Source organism: Mycobacterium sp. NGS26, assembly GCF_059813025.1.
Map to the genome: position 1 here is coordinate 175,812 of NZ_JCALDU010000007.1, position 17,814 is coordinate 193,625.

Sequence of the window (17,814 nt, forward strand, 5' to 3'; positions counted from 1 at the left end):
GCGCCCCTAGGTACGACCGCCACGGCAGCTGACCCAGCGATCACCGGGCCAAGCGCCGGGCGTTGGCGACACTAGGGCACCAACGCCCCAGCCGCTCGCTCAGAAAAGTTCACGAGACGAAACGGCCGCCAGCTGATGCTGACGGCCGTTTAACCCGGTCAGGGCTACTTTCGTTAGTAGCGGGGACATTAGTAGCGGGGACAGGATTCGAACCTGCGACCTCTGGGTTATGAGCCCAGCGAGCTACCGAGCTGCTCCACCCCGCGATGGGTGAATACCAGGTTACCGAACACCTGCAAGGCCGCCAAATCGCGGGCTGAGCGGCGCCTACACCTGGCAGGCGAATCAGTGCGAAGGCGGGTTCAGCCCGTAGCGCTGGCGGATGTCGTCCATCCAGTCCGGCGACCCATAGGTCAGCCCGTATTTGTCGGCGAGCTCCCCGAACTCGGGTAGGTCGTGCAGGACCGTGGCGACCGGATCATTTGCATGCTCAACCAGCAGCTCACCCAGCTCGCGGAAGTAGTTCTCGAAGCCGCCCGGTGTGATGATCTCGACGATGCGACCAGGCTCGCTGCCGGCGTTCCACATGGCGTGCATCTGCCCCCGCGGCTTGGTGATGTAGCCGCCGGGACCGAGGACGACTTCACTGTCGTCAGAACGGAACCCGATCTCGCCTGCCAACACAATTGAATGCTCGTCTTCGCGGGTGTGCCGGTGCGCCGCGGTGAGCAGGCCGACCTCAAACGGATGCTCGACGATAGACACCTCCCCTCCGTTGGTGCGGCTGGATAGCTTGAGCACCGCGCCAAAGCCAGGCAGGGCAACGTAATCCCCTTCTCCTGGCTGCACGACCGTGACCCCGGGCTGAGTCATCTGACATACCTCCTCGTGTAGTCGGCCGGAATCCCGTGGCGCTCAAGCTGTGCCGATTTCGGACTTGAGCAGCCATGCCTGCTTTTCCAGGTCGTCGATGATGGCGTGCAGCAAGTCGGCGGTCGAGGGATCGGCGGCGTCGACCTCGTCGTGAACACTGCGCATGGTGCCCACGACGGCGAAGATCCGGTTGGTGATCATCTGGACCGCTTCGGTGACGTTGAGTAGACCCGGGGCTATGGCGGGAAGGCTTGTCGTTGCGACGACGGTGTCCGACCGCCCGTCAGGTACCGCGTCCAAGGCGCGCATCCGTTCGGCGATCGTGTCACTGGCTTCGCGCGCGGTATCGACGGTGCTGTCGAGCTGCAGATGCAGATCGCGGAAATTTGTGCCGACGACGTTCCAGTGCGCTTGCTTGCCTTGCAGGTGCAATTCGATCAAGTCGACCAGCACGGCTTGCAGGTTCGCAAACAGGTTGGCCGGAGCGACAAATGGCCGGACCTCGTCGACGTCACGACGGTTGACGGACAGCGATGTTGTCATGGCAGATCCCTTCGGTCAGTCGGTTGGGGTTTGGGCTGCTGAGGCGAGCGCATTGAGGATGGTGGGCATCTTGGCGATGATTTCCTCGTCGCACACGGGAGGGGTGTCGGCAAACCGCGTCGCCGCGCGGGGCACCGACAGAGCGACCGAGTCGAGCACGGTCGCGCCGGCGATACGCGCCGCCTTGCGGGCGTCTTCGTGCGCCCATGCGCCGCCGTATCTTCCGCCGGAGGTACCGATGACAACGACAGGCTTATTGTCGATTACCGCGCTGTGGTACGGCCTTGACAACCAGTCGACAGCGTTCTTGAGTGCGGCGGGGACGGTGCCGTTGTATTCCGGTGTGACCATCAGCAGAGCGTCCACGGAATCCACGGCAGCGCGCAGCGCGCCGGCCGCAGGCGGTACGGCGCGGGGCTGGTCGAGGTCTTCGTTGTAGTAGGGCACATCGGCCAGGCCCTCATAAATTTCGACCTCGATGCTTTCCGGTGCGAGTTTGACGGCCGCCTCGGCCAGCTGGCGGTTATAGGAACCGGCTCGCAGGCTTCCCACCATTGCCAGGATTCGAGTGCTCATTAAGCATCCTTCCATTTACCAATCAACCAGAGCTTGCGGCGAGTCAGCGTGTGGCCGCAACCGACGATGGGACATCTTTCCCACAGCTAGCGACAACCGAGCTACACCAACCGCCCATAAGAATCGCGACTTGGCCGGATCGTCATGCGGTCAGCATCGATGACGTGATGCCGACCGCTGCGTTTTCTTCCGGTGTTGCCACTCGGTATCCATAACGTTCCGCGATCGCGGCGAAGCGAGCCACCTCTACGGCAGTCGGTGGCGAGGAACCGACTGGCCGGCCAACCTCACGAAAGAAGGCACCCCGATGTGGTGTCGTGATGACGAGGGCGACGGCGGGCTCTTCGGAGACATTGCGTAGGGCGTGCATAGCATCACTCGGCACCCGGATGTAATCACCGGCGTGGGCGTCGCACCATTCGATGTCGTCGTTGTCCTCCACCAGAACTTGGCAACTGCCGGCAAGGATGTACAAATCTCCAAAGTCCTTGTGGCTGTGCAGCGGCATTGTGACCCCTGAGGGCATGACTAGGCGCACGACGCAAAGCTGCTCTTCGTCAGGGGGTGTCATGAAGTCGACAATGGGTCCGAAAAGGTCCAGCGCTTCGTTATTACCCGGTGAGGCCATGGTTATCTGTTACCTTTCATCGACGCGTACTGATATACACGTTGCAGCCATTCTGCAGACGGCGGAATCGTTTAGTGGAACAGCTGTTTCAGGGAATGACCGCGCGCATGACGCACGTCTGCTCCTCGTCCTCCGGTGTCAGGGCATCGGTTCCCTTCTCTCGCTTGACGCACTGTTGCAGTTGCTCAATTTGGTTGACCAGCTGACGATTTCGGCCACGAGTCATGCTTGCCTTCACGATGCGGGAGCATCTGCAGCACTCAGAAGAATTGCTGCGCTGCAAGGCTATTCGGCCCCACCTATTCGGGCCAACTGCTGCCGAGAATGAGGTCGACCATGTTCCCCCGCTCGAATGTCTGGTCGAAGTGCTCCAGCACATCGGCGTTCATCGTGCCGAAAGTGGTTTCCGGACGATGCTTCATACCGTCGTTGAAGGCCGCCAGGATGCGCCGCTTAAAACCCGGTCGTGGATGGGCGGCAGTCACGGCGTCAATGTCTTTACGGGACAAGGTCTCTCGGCCAATGCCCAGCACGTCGGTTTCGACACCCGCGGTGACCAAGGCGACTTCGGGCGCGAGGAACTCGGGTATCCCGGGCGTGGTGTGCAAGGCGATGCCCAGCCACACCTTGTCGGCGTCGGCCTTGTCGACGCCGTGCTGCAGCAGGAACTCTCGCGCCGCATTCGCGCCGTCGACCTCGAAGCGCAGGCTGGAGGTGCGATGCCGCCGGGTGAGGCCGAGGTCGTGGAACATGGCACCGGCGTACAACAGCTCCAAGTCTGGTTGCAGTCCGCGGCGGTGGCCCTGTAGTGCACCGAACAGGAATACCCGACGCGAATGGTGGAAGAGCAGATCGTCTTCGGCTCCGCGGATGAAGTCGGTGATCGCGCGCACCAGCGCTGTGTCGGGTACGACGATGTCGGCAATGGTCTCCGGCGACTGGACGGCCATGATCGTTCCTCCTTGTCTTGGACCATCATGCGTTGCCACACCGCTATCCACCGGCACCGTTGCAGCCGTCGTTCCCACAGATTGCGACACAATGAGTCCGTGACTGAAGTCGGTGCGCGATCGCGGGTGATGGTGGTTGTCGTCTTCGACGACGTCACGATGCTGGACGTTGCGGGAGTGGGTGAGGTCTTCGCGGAAGCCAACCGCTTCGGCGCCGACTACGAACTCAAGATCGCGTCGGTGGACGGGCGCGACGTCACGACCTCGATCGGGACGCGGTTGGGCGTCACGGACGCCGTCACCTCGATCGAGTCGGCCGACACGGTCCTGGTCGCCGGCAGCGACAGCCTGCCCCGGCGGGCGATCGACCCCGGGCTCGTCGAGGCGATCAAGTCGGTCGCGGGCCGCACCCGGCGGCTCGCCTCGATTTGCACGGGCTCGTTCGTCCTGGCGCAGGCCGGCCTCCTCGACGGCCGGCGCGCCACCACGCACTGGCATGACGTCCGGTTGTTCGCCCGCGCCTTCCCGGGCGTCACCGTCGAACCGGACGCGATCTTCGTCCGCGACGGCGATGTCTTCACCTCGGCCGGGGTGTCGTCGGGCATCGACCTGGCGCTGGCGCTGGTCGAAATGGATTACGGCACCGACCTCGTCCGCGCGGTGGCCCGGTGGCTGGTCGTCTACCTCAAGCGCGCGGGCGGCCAATCGCAGTTCTCGGTGCTGGTCGAGGCCGACCCGCCGCCGCAGTCGCCGCTGCGCAAGGCCACCGATGCGATCTCCGCCGACCCCGCGGCGAACCACAGCGTCAACAGCCTTGCCGCGCGCGCGTCCATGAGCACGCGGCAGCTGACGCGGTTGTTCCAGTCCGAGCTCGGGACGACACCCGCCCGCTACGTGGAAATGGTGCGCATCGACGCCGCCCGCGCCGCGCTCGACGCCGGCCGTAGCGTCGCCGACGCCGCGCGCATGGCGGGGTTTGGCAGCACCGAGAGCCTCCGGCGCGTGTTCATCGACCGCCTCGGCGTCTCGCCGAAGGCCTACCGGGACCGATTCCGCACGGCGTCCCGCGGCTGAGATCCGCGAGCGTGCGCAGATCGTCAGCTTTTCCGGCGTGCCGGTGTACAGACACGCACGCTCGCCGGGGGAAGGGGGGAAGGGGAAGTGAGTTACTTGGCGGCGTTGTATTTGTTGATGGCGTCGTCGAGTCGCTGCAGCGCCGCGCCGTAGGCGGCGAAATCGCCCTTCTTCTGCGCGTCGCGCGCCGCGCCGATCGCCGACTGGATGTCCTGCAGGGCAGCGGCTTTGGCCGGCGACAACGTCACCGACCCATCCGGGGAGGGCGGCACCGCAGCGGGCGCCGGGGGCGCCGCTACGGGCGGTGTGCCGGCCGGCGTCGGCGGGCTGGCGGGCGGGCTCGCGGGCATGCCGGCCTCGGTGGGTTCGATCCCCGTCGCGGCCGCACCCGCGCCGGGCCCGAACAGGCCGGTGAGCGCGTCGCCGACGGTCGGACCGTAGCCGATCTTGTCGTTGTACATCATCGCCACCCGGATCAGCCGCGGATACGACGACGCGGCGTCGCTGGCCCCCGGGGAGGCGTAGACGGGTTCGACGTAGAGCAGCCCGCCCTGGCCGACCGGGAGGGTGAGCAGATTGCCCCAGCGGATCCGGTTCTGGTTGTCGCGCCCGATCACGCCGAGGTCCTGCGACACCGCGGGATCGGTGGTGATCGCGTTGTTGGCCAGCTTGGGGCCGTTGACCTGGCCCGGGATGGTCAGCACGGTGATCTTGCCGTACGTCGCGGGGTCGGAACTGGCGCTGATGTAGGCGGCCAGGTAGTCGCGCTTGAACCGGTTCATCGCGCTGATCAGCTGATAGGAGGACGAATTGTCGTTCTTGCCAATGTTTTTCGCCACGATGTAGTACGGCGGCTGATAGCTGCTGGCGGTCGGATTGGGATCCAGGGGAACGTCCCAGAAGTCCGACGTGGAGAAGAACGTCACGGGGTCGTTGACGTGATACTTGGCCAGCAGCATCCGCTGCACCTTGAACAGGTCCTCGGGGTAACGCAGGTGTTCGGCGAGCTCGGGGGTGATGTCGCTCTTGGGCTTGACCGTGCCCGGGAACACCCGCATCCACGCCTTCAGCACCGGGTCCTGCTCGTCCTGCGCGTACAGCGTCACCGTGCCGTCGTAGGCATCCACCGTGGCCTTCACCGAATTTCGGATGTAGGACACCTGCTTTTCGGGCGCCAGCCGGTTGAACGCCACCTCGGTGGAGTCGGCCGTCGCCGCCGACAGCGAGGTGAGCTCGGAGTACGGGTAGTTGTCCAACGTGGTGTAGCCGTCGATGATCCACACCAGCCGCTTGTTGACGATAGCGGGGTACACGGCGCTGTCCGTCGTCAGCCAGGGCGCCACCGCCTCCACCCGCTGCGCCGGATCCCGGTTGAACAGGATCTTGCTGTTGGAGCCGATCACGTTGGAGAACAAGAAGTTTCGCTCGGCGAACTTGGCGGCGAACACGCTGCGGGAGATCCAGCTGCCGATGGGCACTCCCCCGAGCCCGGAATAGGTGTAGTTCTTGGTTTCGGTGCTGGTCTCGTAGTCGTATTCGCGGTCGTTGCCGTTGCGCCCGACGATCGCGTAGTCGGCGGACGTGTTGGAGATGACGGGGCCGAAGTAGATGCGCGGCTGGTCCAGCGGGGCCGGGCCGTCGGACACGACGCTGCCGTTGGCGCCGACGACGTTGACGAGGAACTCCGGATAGCCACCGTTCTGGTTGGGGTCGTTGGCGATCCCGCGCACGGTGTTGGCCGGCGACGCGATGAACCCGTTGCCGTGGGTGTAGACGGTGTGCCGGTTGATCCAGTCCCGCTGGTTGTCGATCAGCCGGTCCGGGTTGAGCTCCCGGGCGGCGACGACGTAATCGCGCAGCGCGCCGTTGCGGTCGAGGTAGCGGTCGATGGACAGCTGGTCCGGGAAGTAGAAGAAGTTCTTACCCTGCTGGAACTGGGTGAACGCCGGGCTGACGATGGTCGGGTCGAGCAGCCGGATGTTCGAGGTGGTCGCGCGATCGGACGCGACCTGCTGGGCGGTGGCCTGCCCGTCGCCGGTGTAGTTGCGGTAGGACACCACGTCGGACGTCAGCCCGTACGCCTGCCGGGTCGCGGCGATGCTTCGGCTGATGTATTCGCTTTCCTTTTGCGCGGCATTGGGTCGCACGCTGATCTGCTCGACGATCAGCGGCCAGCCGGCGCCCACGATCAGCGACGACAGCAGCAGCAGAACCAGCCCGATCGCCGGAATCCGCAAGTCCCGCAACGTGATCGCGGAAAAGACCGCGGCGGCGCAGATCAACGCGATCGCCATCAGGATCAGCTTGGCCGGCAGCACCGCGTTGATGTCGGTGTACCCGGCCCCGGTGAACGGCTTGCCGCCGCGCGTGTGCGACAGCAGTTCATAGCGATCCAGCCAGTAGGCGATCGCCTTGAGCAGCACCAGCGCGCCGACCAGGGTGACCAGCTGGATGCGCGCCGAGCGGCTCAGGGCGCCGGTGCGCCCGGACAGCCGGATGCCGCCAAAGATGTAGTGCGCCAACAGGTTCGCCACCAAGGCCAGGAACACGGCCACGAACATGTAGCTGAGCAGCAGCCGGTAGAACGGCAGGTCGAACGCGTAGAAACCGAGGTCCTTGCCGAACTGCGGATCCCTGACGCCGAAGTTACCGCCGTGCAGGAACAGCTGGATGCGCACCCAATAGCTCTGCGCGATGATGCCGGCCAGCAGGCCGATCGCCGCCGGGATCCCGATGCCCACCAGTCGCAGCCGCGACATGACGACGGTGCGGTAGCGCGCCACCGGATCGTTGTCGTTGCTCGGGACGAAGACCGGGCGGGTGCGGTAGGCCACCGCCAGCCCGGCGAACACGATGCCGCCGACCAGCAGGCCAGCGACCAGGAACACCACGATGCGCGTCACCAGCACGGTGGTGAACACCGAGCGGTAGCCCAACTCGCCGAACCACAGCCAGTCGACGTAGGCGTCGATCAGTCGCGGGCCCGCGAGCAGCAAAACGATCACACCCAGTGCGATCAAAATCAGGATCCGGCTGCGCCGGGTCAGCTTCGGCATTCTCGCGGTGGGCCGCATCCCCACTGGCAACGCTCCCTGATCGATGTGGCGCCTCGATGTGGCGACGATGACAACTCTACGCATGGCACGGCAGGCCATCCGCGGCTCGCCTAGCAGGTGGGCGGCTGGCCCCCGGACGTGATCGCGTGCAGCGCGTCGACCGCCTCGGTGAGCGTCTCGACCTTGACCAAGCGCATCCCGGACGGGTTGTCCGACTTCGCCTCGTAGCAGTTCTTCGCGGGTACCAGGAACACGGTGGCGCCCGCGGCGTGGGCGGACACCATCTTGTGCGTGATGCCGCCGATCTGGCCCACCTTGCCGTCGGCGGAGATGGTTCCCGTCCCGGCGACGAACGTCGACCCGGTCAGGTCGCCGGTGGTGAGCTTGTCGACGACCGCCAGGCTGAACATCAGCCCCGCGGACGGCCCGCCCACGTTGGCGAGGTTGAAATCGACCACGAACGGCGCCCACGGCGCGTCGAGCACCGCGACGCCCAAAAAGCCGTAGTCGCGATCCTTGTTGGTGCCCAGCGTGATCTGCGCCACGCCCGGCGGCTCGTTCTTGCGGCGGAAGTCGATCGTCACCACCTGGCCGGGCTTGGTGTTCTTCAGCAACCCGGTGAACTGCTCGACGTTGACGACCGGGGTGTTGTTGACCGCGTCGATGGCATCGCCGGACTTCAGCTTGCCCGCCGACGGCCCGGGATCGTTGACGGTCGCGACGGTGACCGCGGGCGGGTACTTCAGGTACCCCAGCGCGGCGTATTCGGCGCTGTCCTCGGACTGCTTGAAGTCGGCGTTGTTGGCCTTGTCCACGTCCTCCCGCGACTTGCCCGGCGGGTAGACGAGATCGCGCGGAACCAGCTGCTCCTGCCCCGACAGCCACAGCGTCAGGGCCTCGCCCAGGGTCAGGCCGTCGCGCTGGGACACCGTCGTCATGTTCAGGTGCCCGGTCGTGGGGTGGGTCAGCGCGCCCTGGATGGCGACCACCTGCTTGCCGTCGACCTCACCGAGCGTGTCGAAGGTCGGCCCGGGGCCCAGCGACACAAACGGCACCGTCACGACCGCGAGCAACACGCCGAAGACCACGATCGGCACCAGCGCGACCGCCAAGGTCAGAATCCGCCTGTTCACGCCGCTACCCTAGCGGGGCGCCGCGGTGGCTCGTTTCAGCTGTCAGCGAGACCACTGAGCGCGCTTTCTGTTCCACCGGTGAGTACCGTTGAGGTTATGGCTGACCTGCCTTTCGGCTTCTCCTCCGGGGACGACCCGGACCGGGACAAGCGCGAGAAGAACGACCCCGAGTCGGGCTCGGGTGCGTCCGATCCCCTGGGCGCCTTCGGCATGAGCGGCGATTTCAACATCGGTGACCTGGGCCAGATCTTCACCCAACTGGGTCAGATGTTCAGCAGCGCCGGCACCATGACGCAGGGCGGCCAGGCGGCGGGACCGGTCAACTACGAGCTGGCCCGGCGCGTGGCCACCAGCTCGATCGGGTTCGTCGCGCCCATCCCGGACACGACGAGCTCGGCGATCGCCGACGCGGTGCACCTGGCCGACACCTGGCTGGACGGCGTCACGGCGTTGCCCGCCGGCGCCACCAGGGCGGTGGGCTGGACACCCAGCGACTGGGTGGACAACACGCTGGAGACCTGGAAGCGGCTCTGTGACCCGATGGCCCAACAGATCTCGACGGTGTGGGCGTCCTCGCTGCCCGAGGAGGCCAAGAGCATGGCCGGCCCGTTGCTGGCGATGATGTCGCAGATGGGCGGCATGGCGTTCGGCTCGCAGCTGGGCCAGGCCCTCGGCCGGCTGTCCCGCGAGGTGCTGACCTCGACCGACATCGGTCTGCCGCTGGGGCCCAAGGGGGTCGCCGCGATACTGCCCGAGGCGGTGGAATCGTTCGCCGCCGGTCTCGAGCAGCCGCGCAGCGAGATACTGACCTATCTGGCCGCCCGCGAGGCCGCGCACCACCGGCTGTTCAGCCACGTGCCGTGGCTGTCGGCCCAACTGCTGGGCGCCGTGGAGGCCTACGCGATGGGCATGAAGATCGACATGACCGGGATCGAGGAGCTCGCCCGCGACTTCAACCCGGCGTCGCTGTCGGACCCGGAGGCCATCGAAAACCTGCTCGGGCAGGGCGTTTTCGAGCCCAAGGCGACGCCGGCGCAGACCCAGGCGCTGGAACGGCTCGAGACGCTGCTGGCGCTGATCGAGGGCTGGGTGCACGTCGTGGTGACCGCGGCCCTGGGCGACCGGATTCCCGGCGCGGCCGCGCTCGCCGAGACGCTGCGCCGCCGCCGGGCCAGCGGCGGGCCGGCCGAGCAGACGTTCGCGACGCTGGTGGGCCTGGAGCTGCGGCCCCGCAAGCTGCGCGAGGCCGCCGACTTGTGGGAGCGGCTGACGCAGGCCGCCGGCATGGACGCCCGCGACGGCGTGTGGCAGCACCCCGACCTGTTGCCCAGCGGGGACGACCTCGACGACCCGGCCGCGTTCATCGACCGCGTCATCGGCGGCGACACCAGCGGCATCGACGAGGCGATCGCCAGGCTCGAGAAGGACGGCGGCGAAGACCCCGGCCCTGTGGATAACTGAGCTGGGCGTTCGCCCCGGCCGTGGCACAGTCTGGACTCATGCCCCGGGCCACGCCCTCCCTGTACGCGTTGGACCCGGCGCTGCCGGTGCTGCTGCGGCCGGACGGCGCCGTCCAGGTGGGCTGGGATCCGCGCCGGGCCGTGCTGGTCCGTCCCCCGCGCGGCCTGGCCGCGGCGGAGCTGGCCGCGCTGCTGCGGTCCATGCGATCACCCCTGCCGATCACCGAGTTGCAGCGGCAGGCCGCCGACCGCGGGCTGACGGACGCCGACGGCCTGACCAACCTGGTCGCGCAATTGGTCGGCGCGGGCGTCGCCACCCGCGGCCGCCGGCAGTCGGGCGGCCGGGCCGCCTCCATTCGCGTGCATGGTCGCGGGCCGCTGTCGGACCTGCTCGTGGAGGCGCTGCGGTGCTCGGGGGCCCGGATCGCGCACAGCAGCCAGCCGCACGCGACGGTGTCGCCGACCGCCGTGGACCTGGTGGTGTTGTCGGACTACCTGATCGCCGACCCGCGGATGGTGCGCGACCTGCACGGTCAGGGCATTCCACACCTGGCGGTTCGGGTGCGCGACGGCACCGGCCTGGTGGGGCCGCTGGTCATCCCCGGCGTGACCAGCTGCCTGGGCTGCGCGGATTTGCATCGTCGCGACCGAGACGCGGCGTGGCCGGCGATCGCCGCGCAGCTGCGCGAGACCGTCGGCGTGGCGGACCGGGCCACGCTGCTCGCGACGGCGGCGCTGGCGCTGAGCCAGGTGAACCGGGTCATCGCGGCCGTGCGCGGGCCGGCGGCGGCACCGGATTCGGGGCCGCCGCAGGCGCTGAACGCCACGCTCGAGTTCGATGTCCACGCCGGCACGATCGTCGCACGCCGGTGGAGCAGGCACCCGTTGTGCTCGTGCTGACGTCACAACAGGCCGGCCGTTGTTACCCAGATCAACACCGCAAGCCGTTGACCGTCATGGATGATGGGGGTGTGTCAGACATCAAACGAGGCCGTGCTGCGCGCAACGCGAAGCTGGCCAGCATTCCGGTCGGCTTCGCCGGCCGGGCGGCGCTCGGGTTCGGTAAACGGCTGACCGGCAAGTCGAAAGACGAGGTCCAGGCCGAGCTGATGGAAAAGGCCGCCCACCAATTGTTCACCGTGCTGGGCGAGCTCAAGGGCGGGGCGATGAAGGTGGGCCAGGCGCTGTCGGTGCTGGAGGCCGCGATCCCCGAGGAGTACGGCGAGCCGTACCGCGAGGCGTTGACCAAGCTGCAGAAGGACGCCCCGCCGCTGCCCGCCGCCAAGGTGCACCGGGTGCTGGACGCGCAGCTGGGCACCAAGTGGCGAGACCGGTTCGCTTCCTTCGACGACACGCCGGTGGCCTCGGCCAGCATCGGCCAGGTGCACCGGGCGGTGTGGTCCGACGGCCGCGACGTGGCCGTCAAGATCCAGTACCCGGGCGCCGACGAGGCGCTGCGGGCCGACCTCAAGACCATGCAGCGGATGGTCGGGGTGGTCAAACAGCTCGCGCCCGGCGCCGACGTCCAGGGCGTGGTCGACGAGCTGATCGAGCGCACCGAGATGGAACTCGACTACCGGCTGGAGGCCGACAACCAGCGCGCGTTCGCCAAGGCGTACCAGAACCACCCGCACTTCGCGATCCCACACGTGGTGGCCAGCGCCCCCAAGGTGGTGGTCCAGGAGTGGATGGAGGGGGTGCCGATGGCCGAGATCATCCGGCACGGAACCCCCGAGCAGCGCGACCTGATCGGCACCCGGCTGCTCGAGCTAACCTTCGACGCGCCGCGCCGGCTGGAGATGCTGCACGGCGACGCGCACCCGGGCAACTTCATGCTGTTGCCCGACGGCCGGATGGGTGTGATCGACTTCGGCGCGGTCGCGGACCTGCCCGGCGGTTTGCCGATCGAGCTGGGCATGTCCATCCGGCTGGCCCGGGACAAGAACTACGACCTGCTGCTGCCGACGATGGAGAAGGCCGGCTTCATCCAGAAGGGCCAGCAGGTGTCGGTGCGCGACATCGATGACATGTTGCGCCAGTACGTCGAGCCCATCGAGGTCGAGGTGTTCCACTACACCCGTAAGTGGCTGCAGCGCATGACCGCCATCGAGATGGACAAGTCGGTGTCGCAGATCCGCACGGCCCGGCAGATGGACCTGCCGCCCAAGCTGGTGATCCCGGCGCGGGTGATCATGTCGGTGTCGGCGATCCTGTGCCAGCTGGATGCCCATGTGCCGATCAAGGCGCTGTCGGAGGAACTGGTCCCGGGTTTCGCCGAGCCCGACGCGGCCGTCGTCTAAGCCCCGCGAGACTGCAACTACCGACGCGGTCTCTCGAGAAATGCGTCGGCAGTTACAGTTTCGCGGCTTAGCTCTAGGCGGCTGTGTCTTTCAGGTCCTTGCGGGGGCGTCCGCGCGGACGCTTGTAGCCGACGATCGAACCCCGCTCGAAGATCTCGCCGCCCCACACGCCCCACGGTTCGGCCCGTTCCAGCGCCGCGGTCAGGCACTGGCGCCGGATCGGGCAGCCCGCGCACAGCGTCTTGGCGCGCTCCAGGTCGGCCGGCGTCTCGGCGAACCACAGGTCGGGGTCTCCGGCGTGGCACGGCAGCACCGGCCGCGTCTGCCTGGGGACTGTCAGTGCCGACATGTCCTTCTCACCTGCTTCCTGGTCTGTGTCGGGGATTGATCCGGACCAGGAAGGGTGTCGACCCTATAACTGTGGCCACGGATCCTTGTGACTTCGGGTCCGTGGCCAGTTGGGGAAAACCGGGCTAGTTAGGTATAGCCCCTATGCACGGACGCGTCGGTCGCGGCGGCGGCGCGATGCTTGACCGCGGCCGCCGGCGCAGCGGCGTGGGCGGCATGGGAGGTACCCGCGGTCAGCACCGCGCCGGCCACGCCTACACCGAACGTGTCGTTGATCATCGTGGCCACCTCCTCCCGCCGGACAGCAGAAATGCGCTTTCGAGGGTAGATGGTACCGGTCGGTGGCCACAACCGATTTTCTGACCTGCGCGTTCAGCCGGTGCGGCCGCGAACCAGGCGCAGCACGTCCGGGCCGTACTGCTCGAGCTTGCGCGCGCCGATGCCCGGGATCGAGATCAGGGCGGCGTCGTCGCCGGGCAGCAGCTCGGCGATCGCGATCAGCGTGTTGTCGGTGAAGACGACGTACGCGGGCACGTTCTGTTCCTTGGCGACGCCCAGGCGCCAGTCCTTGAGTTGCAGCAGCAGCTCCTCGTCGATGTCGGCGGCGCAGGTCTCGCAGCGCCGCAGCATGACGGCGGCCGGGGTGGTCAGGTCGTTGTTGCAGATGCGGCAGCGGGTCGCGGCGGCGCGGCCGCCGCGCCGGGGCCGGGCCGGGCCGGGATCGGGACGGGCCTGCGGCGCGATGCCGTTGAGGAACCGCGACGGCTTGCGGCTCTGCCGCCCGCCCGGGTTCCGCGACAGCGCCCAGCTGAGCGCCAAATGCGTTCGGGCCCTGGTGATTCCGACATACAACAGCCGGCGCTCTTCCTCGACGGGTTCGCTCTCGGGGCCGTGCGCCAGCGCGTGCGAGATCGGCAGCGTGCCGTCGGCCAGACCGACGAGGAAGACCGCGTCCCACTCGAGGCCCTTCGCGGCGTGCAGTGACGCGAGCGTGACGCCCTGCACCACCGGCGGATGCCGCGCGTCGGCCCGCGTCCGCAGCTCGGCCAGCAGCCCCGGCAGGTCCAGCTGCGGGCGCTGCGCGACCTCGGCGTCCACCAGCTCGGCCAGCGCGGCCAGCGCCTCCCAGCGATCCCGGGCCCGGGTGCCCACCGGCGGCTGCGCCGTCAGCCCGAGCGGTTCCAGGATCGCCCGCACCACGTCGGGCAGGGGGCCGTCCCGCTCGGGGTCGCGCTCCGCGGCGCGCCGCAGCGCCAGCATCGCCTGCTTGATCTCCTGACGGTTGAAAAATCCCTCGCCGCCGCGGACCTGATAGGCGATGCCGGCCTCGGTCAACGCCTCCTCATACACCTCGGACTGGGCGTTGACCCGGTAGAGCACGGCGATCTCGGACGGCGCCGTGCCGGACTCGATCAGCCGGGTGATCGACGCCGCCACCGCGGCGGCCTCGGCCGTTTCGTCGGGGTGCTCGTGAAACGTCGGGGCCGGGCCGGGCGCCCGCTGGCCGGACAGCTGCAGCTTGCTGCCGGCGACCCGGCCGCGCGCCGCGGCGATGACCCGGTTGGCCAGCGACACCACCTGCGGGGTGGAGCGGTAGTCGCGCTCCAGCCGCACCACGGTGGCGTCGGGAAACCGCCGCGAGAAGTCCAGCAGGAAGCGCGGTGAGGCCCCGGTGAACGAGTAGATGGTCTGGTTGGCGTCGCCGACCACGGTCAGGTCGTCGCGGCCGCCCAGCCACGCCTCGAGCACCCGCTGCTGCAGCGGGGTGACGTCCTGGTACTCGTCGACCACGAAGCAGCGGTAGCGGTCCCGGAACTCCTCGGCCACCGCGGCGTCGTTCTCGATCGCGGCCGCGGTGTGCAGCAGCAGGTCGTCGAAGTCGAGCAGCGTCACCGCCTCGTCGCGGACCTTGAGGGCCTCGTACGCGTCGTAGACGGCGGCGACCTGCGCCGCGTCCAGCGGGATGTCGCGGCCGGCGGCGGCCACGGCCGCCGGGTACTGCTCGGGGCCGATCAGCGACGCCTTGGCCCACTCGATCTCACCGGCCAGGTCGCGCACGTCGTCGGTGCTGACGTTGAGCCTGGTGCGGCCGGCCGCCCGCGCCACGATGGCGAACTTGCTGTCGAGCAGCTGCCAGCCGGTGTCGCCGACCACCCGCGGCCAGAAGTAGCGCAGCTGGCGGTGCGCGGCCGCATGGAACGTCAGCGCCTGCACCGCGCCCACGCCGGCGCCGGTGTCGAGCGCCCGCAACCTGGAGCGCATCTCCCCCGCCGCCCGCTGGGTGAAGGTGACCGCCAGCACCTGCCCGGCGGCAACGTGGCCACCGGCGACGAGTTGGGCGATCCGGTGCGTGATGGTGCGGGTCTTGCCCGTTCCGGCCCCCGCCAGCACGCAGACCGGCCCGCGCGGTGCGAGCACCGCCTCGCGCTGCTCGTCGTCCAGTCCCGCGGTCAGCGGGTCGGCGACAATCGGCATGGCGTCCATACTCGCAGGGGTGGCCGACAAACCCGATGCATCGCCACGCGTGAATTGGGTCGCTTCGGAATTCATCGTCGCTCCGCTACGTTAGACGGGCTATGTCCGACGCGCCGCTCACTGTGTACACGACGTCCTGGTGTGGCTTCTGCCACCGGCTCAAGACGGTGCTGCGCTCCGACGGCATCTCGTACGACGAGGTCGACATCGAGCAGGATCCCGCGGCCGCGGAGTTCGTCAGCTCGGTCAACGGCGGCAACCGCACGGTGCCGACGGTCAGGTTCGCCGACGGGTCGACGCTGACCAACCCAAGCGCCGCCGAGGTGAAGGCCAAGCTGGCCGATATCGCCGGCTGACCGACACGGGCTCAGTCGCTCGCCGCCGCCCACGATTCGATGATCACGCGTGCGATCGAAATCGACCCGGGCAGAAGCAGTTTCGCGTCCGTCGACGCGCTGCCCCAATCGCCGGCCTGCAGCGCGGCGCGCACCTCCTCGCGGGTGAACCACGCCGCCTCGGCGATCTCGCCGTCGTTGAACGAGAAGTCCTCATCGGGATCGCCCAGGGCGTGGAAGCCGACCATCAGCGAGCGCGGGAACGGCCACGGCTGGCTGCCCAGGTAGCGCACGTCGTGGACGTGCAGGCCGATTTCCTCCCGGACCTCGCGGGCGACACAGGTTTCGAAAGACTCACCCGCCTCGACGAATCCGGCCAGAAGCGAGAACATCCGCTCGGGCCAGACCGCCTGGCGCGCCAGCACCGCGCGGTCCCCGCCGTCGTGGACCAGGCAGATCACCGCCGGGTCGATGCGCGGGAACTCCTCGTGTCCGGTGACCGGGTTGACCCGCGACCAGCCCCCGCGCGACGGCCTGGTCGGCGAGCCGTCCACCGCGCTAAACCGCGCGCTGTCATGCCAATTCAGCAGCGCGATGGCCGACGACACCAGTTGGCTGCTGGTGTCGTCGAAGATGGGGCCGAGGCTGCGCAGGTTCATCACCTCGGCTTCCACGTCGGGGTCGTCGGGCGCCTGCAACGCGCCCCGGATCGCCCACACGTGCCGGCCGCCCTCGATGCGGCCGAGGAACACCGCCTCGGGAGGCGGCTTGTCGGCCAGGTCGGCCGCGGCGCCGAGCACCACCCGGTTGTCGGCGACCAGCACCTGATTGCGCGAATCCACCCGCAGCAGAGCGGCTTCCGCCCATCCCGCGGTGGCCGCGTCGACGTCGGTGCGCAACTGGTCGGCGCGGTCGGCGCCGACGCGCGACAGCACCGGAACGTCGCGCAGCTGGAAGTCCACTAGTGTCCCGTGTTTCGGATGTAGAGCAACCGGTCGGTGGCCTCGATGGCGTCCGCCTCGGGCGCGCCGATGCGCAGCAGGTGGCCGTCGCGCACCACGCCGAGCACGATGTCGCGCAGGTGCCGCGGGGACCCGCCGACCTCGGTCTGCTCCACCTCGCGTTCGGAGATGGCCATTCCGGCGTGCGGGGTCAGCAGGTCCTCGATCATCTCCACGACGCTGGGCGTGGTGGTGGCGATGCCGAGCAGCCGGCCCGCGGTCTCGGAGGAGACCACCACCGAGTCCGCGCCCGACTGCTGCAGCAGGTGCGAATTCTCGGCCTCCCGAATGGAAGCCACGATCTTGGCCTTCGGCGCGATCTCCCGCGCCGTCAGCGTCACCAGGACGGCGGTGTCGTCGCGGCCGGTGGCGACGATGATCGACGACGCGTGCTGCGCCCCGGCCAACCGCAGCACGTCGGACTTGGTGGCGTCACCGTGCACGGTGACCAGGCCGGCGGTCGCGGCGTGCTCGAGCGCGGCCCGGTCGGAGTCGACGACGACGACCTCGCCCTTGGCCTCCTCGTCGCCGACCATGGCCGCGACGGCCGTCTTGCCCTTGGTGCCGTAGCCGATCACGACGGTGTGGTTGCGCACTTTGTTCCTCCAACGCTGAATCTTCCATGCCTGCCGGGATCGCTCGGAGAGCACCTCGAGCGTGGTGCCGACCAGCACGGCCAGGAACGCGATCCGCAGCGGCAGGAAGATCACGGTGTGGACCAGGCGCGTGGCCTCGGTGTAGGGGGTGATGTCGCCGTAGCCGGTGGTCGACAGCGACACCGCCGCGAAGTAGACGCAGTCCAGAAAGGTCGGGGGCTCGCCGCGCACGTCGCGGTAGCCGCCGCGATCCAGGTAGACGATGACGGCGGCGCCGAACAACACCACCAGCGCGATGGCCACCCGTCGCGTGATGACGCGGACCGGGCTGTGGTGCTCCTCGGGGATGCGCAGCACGCCGACCAGCAGGTGGCCGGGCTGGGCGGTCAGCGTCTCGTCGAGACCCTGCGACCTACCCTTGCGCACAGCGGTCCGTCATCGGCTCACCCCCACCCGCAGGCCACAT

Annotated in this window: 17 protein-coding genes and 1 tRNA gene; 5 read left to right on the forward strand and 13 right to left on the reverse strand. The window is 68.3% G+C overall.

The features are described from left to right. Positions 1–192 precede the first annotated feature (192 nt). From AC5Y6X_RS21975 to AC5Y6X_RS22000, 6 genes are all read right to left on the reverse strand, one after another. Positions 193–266, reverse strand: a tRNA-Met gene (locus tag AC5Y6X_RS21975). Between the two features lie 79 nt (positions 267–345). Then, positions 346–873, reverse strand: a complete 528-nt coding sequence (locus AC5Y6X_RS21980; protein ID WP_499989156.1) for a cupin domain-containing protein — start codon at positions 871–873, stop codon at positions 346–348. 42 nt (positions 874–915) lie between these two features. Continuing rightward, entirely contained in the window at positions 916–1,416 is a 501-nt protein-coding gene (locus tag AC5Y6X_RS21985; RefSeq protein ID WP_499989157.1) for a Dps family protein, read from the reverse strand. A 15-nt stretch (positions 1,417–1,431) separates the two neighbouring features. Then, positions 1,432–1,992 (reverse strand): NAD(P)H-dependent oxidoreductase, encoded by a 561-nt coding sequence (locus AC5Y6X_RS21990; protein ID WP_499989159.1) that lies wholly within the window; start codon positions 1,990–1,992, stop codon positions 1,432–1,434. Between the two features lie 142 nt (positions 1,993–2,134). Continuing rightward, entirely contained in the window at positions 2,135–2,620 is a 486-nt protein-coding gene (locus AC5Y6X_RS21995; RefSeq protein WP_499989161.1) for a cupin domain-containing protein, read from the reverse strand. A 299-nt stretch (positions 2,621–2,919) separates the two neighbouring features. Continuing rightward, positions 2,920–3,570 carry an HD domain-containing protein gene (locus AC5Y6X_RS22000; RefSeq protein WP_499989162.1) on the reverse strand — a complete coding sequence of 217 codons (651 nt, stop codon included), beginning with the start codon at positions 3,568–3,570 and terminating at the stop codon, positions 2,920–2,922. A gap of 129 nt (positions 3,571–3,699) precedes the next feature. Between AC5Y6X_RS22000 and AC5Y6X_RS22005 the strand changes: the two genes are divergently transcribed. Then, the gene (locus tag AC5Y6X_RS22005) at positions 3,700–4,644 is read left to right on the forward strand and encodes a GlxA family transcriptional regulator (RefSeq protein WP_499989413.1); all 945 of its coding nucleotides are present in this window, start codon (positions 3,700–3,702) and stop codon (positions 4,642–4,644) included. Positions 4,645–4,736: 92 nt separating this feature from the next. On the opposite strand, the gene AC5Y6X_RS22010 is transcribed toward AC5Y6X_RS22005, so the two are convergent. Both AC5Y6X_RS22010 and AC5Y6X_RS22015 read right to left on the reverse strand, forming a co-directional pair. Then, entirely contained in the window at positions 4,737–7,724 is a 2,988-nt protein-coding gene (locus AC5Y6X_RS22010) for a UPF0182 family protein (protein ID WP_499989414.1), read from the reverse strand. An 86-nt stretch (positions 7,725–7,810) separates the two neighbouring features. After that, on the reverse strand, positions 7,811–8,833 hold the full coding sequence (locus AC5Y6X_RS22015) for a YlbL family protein (RefSeq protein WP_324678352.1): 1,023 nt from the start codon (positions 8,831–8,833) through the stop codon (positions 7,811–7,813). Between the two features lie 78 nt (positions 8,834–8,911). Between AC5Y6X_RS22015 and AC5Y6X_RS22020 the strand changes: the two genes are divergently transcribed. From AC5Y6X_RS22020 to AC5Y6X_RS22030, 3 genes are read left to right on the forward strand one after another with little or no spacing between them, the layout of a single operon-like run. Beyond that, positions 8,912–10,294: a zinc-dependent metalloprotease gene (locus AC5Y6X_RS22020; RefSeq protein ID WP_499989163.1), complete on the forward strand. Its 1,383-nt coding sequence runs from the start codon at positions 8,912–8,914 to the stop codon at positions 10,292–10,294. Between the two features lie 38 nt (positions 10,295–10,332). After that, entirely contained in the window at positions 10,333–11,193 is an 861-nt protein-coding gene (locus tag AC5Y6X_RS22025) for a cyclodehydratase (protein WP_499989164.1), read from the forward strand. 56 nt (positions 11,194–11,249) lie between these two features. Beyond that, complete coding sequence (locus AC5Y6X_RS22030; RefSeq protein WP_499989165.1) at positions 11,250–12,593, forward strand: macrolide-binding ATPase MABP-1; 1,344 nt, start codon at positions 11,250–11,252, stop codon at positions 12,591–12,593. Between the two features lie 73 nt (positions 12,594–12,666). Here the strand turns inward: AC5Y6X_RS22030 and AC5Y6X_RS22035 are convergent, their stop codons facing one another. From AC5Y6X_RS22035 to AC5Y6X_RS22045, 3 genes are all read right to left on the reverse strand, one after another. Then, entirely contained in the window at positions 12,667–12,942 is a 276-nt protein-coding gene (locus tag AC5Y6X_RS22035) for a WhiB family transcriptional regulator (protein ID WP_499989166.1), read from the reverse strand. A 128-nt stretch (positions 12,943–13,070) separates the two neighbouring features. Next, positions 13,071–13,220, reverse strand: coding sequence for a hypothetical protein (locus tag AC5Y6X_RS22040; RefSeq protein WP_324678364.1), 150 nt, complete (start codon positions 13,218–13,220; stop codon positions 13,071–13,073). Between the two features lie 93 nt (positions 13,221–13,313). Continuing rightward, complete coding sequence (locus AC5Y6X_RS22045) at positions 13,314–15,416, reverse strand: ATP-dependent DNA helicase UvrD2 (protein ID WP_499989168.1); 2,103 nt, start codon at positions 15,414–15,416, stop codon at positions 13,314–13,316. Positions 15,417–15,517: 101 nt separating this feature from the next. Here AC5Y6X_RS22045 and mrx1 point away from each other — a divergent pair, with 101 nt between their 5' ends. Next, positions 15,518–15,772: a mycoredoxin Mrx1 gene (gene mrx1, locus AC5Y6X_RS22050; protein ID WP_499989170.1), complete on the forward strand. Its 255-nt coding sequence runs from the start codon at positions 15,518–15,520 to the stop codon at positions 15,770–15,772. Positions 15,773–15,783: 11 nt separating this feature from the next. Here the strand turns inward: mrx1 and nudC are convergent, their stop codons facing one another. Continuing rightward, entirely contained in the window at positions 15,784–16,713 is a 930-nt protein-coding gene (nudC, locus tag AC5Y6X_RS22055; RefSeq protein WP_499989171.1) for an NAD(+) diphosphatase, read from the reverse strand. Continuing rightward, positions 16,713–17,774, reverse strand: coding sequence for a potassium channel family protein (locus AC5Y6X_RS22060; protein ID WP_499989173.1), 1,062 nt, complete (start codon positions 17,772–17,774; stop codon positions 16,713–16,715). Before AC5Y6X_RS22060 ends, nudC begins: the two co-directional genes overlap by 1 nt. Positions 17,775–17,814 lie beyond the last annotated feature (40 nt).

Excerpts from the sequence above, each read along its gene's own strand:
- AC5Y6X_RS22030 (WP_499989165.1), top strand. The coding sequence starts at position 11,250 with ATGGATGATGGGGGTGTGTCAGACATCAAACGAGGCCGTGCTGCGCGC.
- AC5Y6X_RS22035 (WP_499989166.1), bottom strand. The coding sequence starts at position 12,942 with ATGTCGGCACTGACAGTCCCCAGGCAGACGCGGCCGGTGCTGCCGTGC.
- AC5Y6X_RS22005 (WP_499989413.1), top strand. The coding sequence starts at position 3,700 with ATGGTGGTTGTCGTCTTCGACGACGTCACGATGCTGGACGTTGCGGGA.
- AC5Y6X_RS21980 (WP_499989156.1), bottom strand. The coding sequence starts at position 873 with ATGACTCAGCCCGGGGTCACGGTCGTGCAGCCAGGAGAAGGGGATTAC.
- AC5Y6X_RS22045 (WP_499989168.1), bottom strand. The coding sequence starts at position 15,416 with ATGCCGATTGTCGCCGACCCGCTGACCGCGGGACTGGACGACGAGCAG.
- AC5Y6X_RS22025 (WP_499989164.1), top strand. The coding sequence starts at position 10,333 with ATGCCCCGGGCCACGCCCTCCCTGTACGCGTTGGACCCGGCGCTGCCG.
- AC5Y6X_RS21990 (WP_499989159.1), bottom strand. The coding sequence starts at position 1,992 with ATGAGCACTCGAATCCTGGCAATGGTGGGAAGCCTGCGAGCCGGTTCC.
- AC5Y6X_RS21985 (WP_499989157.1), bottom strand. The coding sequence starts at position 1,416 with ATGACAACATCGCTGTCCGTCAACCGTCGTGACGTCGACGAGGTCCGG.
- AC5Y6X_RS22040 (WP_324678364.1), bottom strand. The coding sequence starts at position 13,220 with ATGATCAACGACACGTTCGGTGTAGGCGTGGCCGGCGCGGTGCTGACC.
- mrx1 (WP_499989170.1), top strand. The coding sequence starts at position 15,518 with ATGTCCGACGCGCCGCTCACTGTGTACACGACGTCCTGGTGTGGCTTC.
- AC5Y6X_RS21995 (WP_499989161.1), bottom strand. The coding sequence starts at position 2,620 with ATGGCCTCACCGGGTAATAACGAAGCGCTGGACCTTTTCGGACCCATT.
- AC5Y6X_RS22000 (WP_499989162.1), bottom strand. The coding sequence starts at position 3,570 with ATGGCCGTCCAGTCGCCGGAGACCATTGCCGACATCGTCGTACCCGAC.